Here is a 2,492-nt window from a genome sequence, read left to right as displayed (position 1 = left end):
CATGCGGCCGAAGAAGCCGGAGTCGCGCAGGAAGGCGAGCTTCTTCAGGCCCGGCAGGAACAGCTTGTCCTGCACCGTGCCGTGCTTGAGGCCTTTGGCATTGGCGAGCTTCACGACCGCAACGGCTTCCTCGAGATTGGTTGCGATCGGCTTCTCGCAATAGACATGCTTGCCGGCGTTGATCGCCTTGGTCAGCAACGAGGGCCGCGCCTGCGTCGTGGCCGCGTCGAAGAACACGGTGTCATTCTTGTCGGCCAGCGCGCGATCGAGATCGGTGGTGTGGCGCTCGATGCCGTAGCGCTTGGCCAGGCTAGCGACCTTCTCGGCATCGCGGCCGACCAGGATCGGGTCGGGCATGATGCGGTCGCCGTTCGCGAGCTGCACGCCGCCCTGCTCGCGGATCGCGACGATCGAGCGGATCAGGTGCTGGTTGAGACCCATCCGGCCCGTAATGCCGTTCATGATCAGGCCGAGGCGTTTGGTCGTCATACTTTCTGCTCCTGCGAAACGCGTGGTGTTGGCCGCTTGAGCGGCTGCATGGTGGACCAGTCCGGATGGACGAAACTGGCAAAGCCTGATGCTGCGGCGATCGACCCCGTCAGCAGATCGCCGTCATGGATCGCAAGGCGGACCTTGCCGCCTGCGCGCGTGTAGAGATCCGGATGCGCGGTGAGGAAAGCGTCGGCTTCGTCGGTCGGCGTGTCGGCAAAGCCGTCGACGTAATGGTGGCCGTTGCGTTCGGCATGGGGGACGCCGATCAAAATCAGCGCGCCCAGCGCCAAATCCTGCTGCACGGCCAGGCCAGCCTGGCAGGTGAGATCCTCACAGCAAATGACGCATTCCGCACCGTCATCGTTCCACTTCGCAATGCGCGTCATGTTGACGATCGACTTGTAGAGCCCCTTGCACGACTTGGACGAAATCCCGTGATAGCCGAGTGACCTCGCGGCCAATAAAGCGCCGTAGCCATCATCGGCTTCGTCGATGATGAAATCACGGCGGCTGAGCGCGCCGAGCGGCGATTGCCAGGTCACATCGCGCGGCATCGGCTGCTCGATGTAGCACAATTTCCTCATGATCGGGATCAGGGCGGGATCACGCTCAAGGCGATCGACGAGCGCACTGAGCCCAGCGATATCGGCGTATTGCTCGTTTGCGTCCAGCGTGACGCCGTAGTCATAAGGAAGCGAAGTCAGCTCTTTTCCGATGCTGATCAATCGCGCCGCGTCGTGCTCCGGATCGCCATTGAGCTTGAGCTTGAAATAGCGCGCGCCACTATTTTCCCTAACGTCTGCGACCCCGCCCTCGCCTTCGATCTTGTCATCGAGCCCGACCGTATGGCGGATCGGAATCCGGTGGTTGCGGTATTCGTTAGCTAGTATGAGGACCCTCGCGACATCGTCGTCTTGCAAATCGGGCGACAATCTCGCATCGATGCCGGCGATGTTGCCGGCCATGCCATCGAAGAAATTCGCGCCGGCGCAACGCAGCAATGCATCGAGAACGGCCTTGTCGATCTCCGCCGGACCAAAAGCTGCGGCGAGCGGGGGAATGTCCTCTTTCGCGCAAGCGTCAACTTGGGCGCCAATGCAAGCAGCGTGCAGGCCGAACGCAGTATCAAAACCCTTGTTTGCCAGATAGAGCTCGCGCGCGATTGCGAGCGCGCGGCGGAGCTCGTCAACCGTCTGCTCGGCCGTCAGATGCGGCCGCTTGTCGAACCATTTCGGCGCCAGCATTTCGGCGCTTGCGCCGCTCGCGCGGCCCTTGCCCTCCACCTCGATCTCGACCCGCACGAACAGCTGCGTCGACGCGGTGATCGTCACCGCGCCGAAACGGAACGGCCGGGCGAACACCAGCGGCCGTTCGAAGAAGGCGATATCGTTGACTTTGAGGCGAAGCGGCATTGAAGGCTCGGGTGTTAGTCCAACGATCCCTGCGTGAAGAAATGCTTGCGGATCCGCTGCACCAGCTCGGTGAAGACGGGATCGGACATCGTCTCGAGCGAGCGCGGCCGTGGCATCGGCACGTCGTAGATCGCGGCAATCGCGCCGGGGCGCTCGGTCATGACAAGCACGCGGTCCGCGAGGAACACGGCCTCGGGAATCGAGTGCGTGATCAGAAGCACCGTCTTGCCGGTCTCGCGCTGGATCCGCATCAGCTCGACATTCATCCGCTCGCGCGTCATGGCGTCGAGCGCGCCGAACGGCTCGTCCATCAGCATGATCTTGGGATCGTGCACGAGCGCGCGGCAGATCGAGGCACGCTGCTGCATGCCGCCGGACAGCTGCCAGGGCAGCTTCTTCTCAAAACCCTCGAGCCCGACCAGCTTCAGCAGCGCCTTGGCGCGGGCGAGATATTTGTCCCGGGCGAGCTGCTTCATGTCGATCGGCAGCATCACGTTGGAGAGGATGTTGCGCCACGGCAGCAGCAGCGCGTTCTGGAACACGATGCCGACATTGCCGTGCGGCTTCGTCACCGGCTCACCGTCGACC

Annotated in this window: 3 protein-coding genes; all 3 read right to left on the bottom strand. The window is 62.8% G+C overall.

Annotation, left to right across the window (positions count from 1 at the left end):
- Nucleotides 1-489 (bottom strand): Gfo/Idh/MocA family oxidoreductase (locus VF497_RS09965; protein WP_330888206.1); only part of this gene is annotated, 489 nt, incomplete at its 3' end.
- Nucleotides 486-1,904 (bottom strand): hypothetical protein, encoded by a 1,419-nt coding sequence (locus VF497_RS09960; RefSeq protein WP_330888204.1) that lies wholly within the window; start codon nt 1,902-1,904, stop codon nt 486-488. The genes VF497_RS09965 and VF497_RS09960, both read right to left, overlap by 4 nt.
- Nucleotides 1,905-1,918: 14 nt before the next feature.
- Nucleotides 1,919-2,492: ABC transporter ATP-binding protein (locus VF497_RS09955; protein ID WP_330888201.1), on the bottom strand; the 574-nt coding region annotated here is incomplete at its 5' end.

Origin of the sequence: Rudaea sp., assembly GCF_036383415.1 — a bacterium.
GTDB lineage: Bacteria > Pseudomonadota > Gammaproteobacteria > Xanthomonadales > Rhodanobacteraceae > Rudaea.
Note: the sequence above shows the minus strand (reverse complement) of the source record. Positions and strands in the feature narration are given on the sequence as shown.

What these genes read in the sequence shown, in the direction of transcription:
- VF497_RS09960 (WP_330888204.1), bottom strand. Translation starts at nt 1,904, where the DNA reads ATGCCGCTTCGCCTCAAAGTCAACGATATCGCCTTCTTCGAACGGCCG.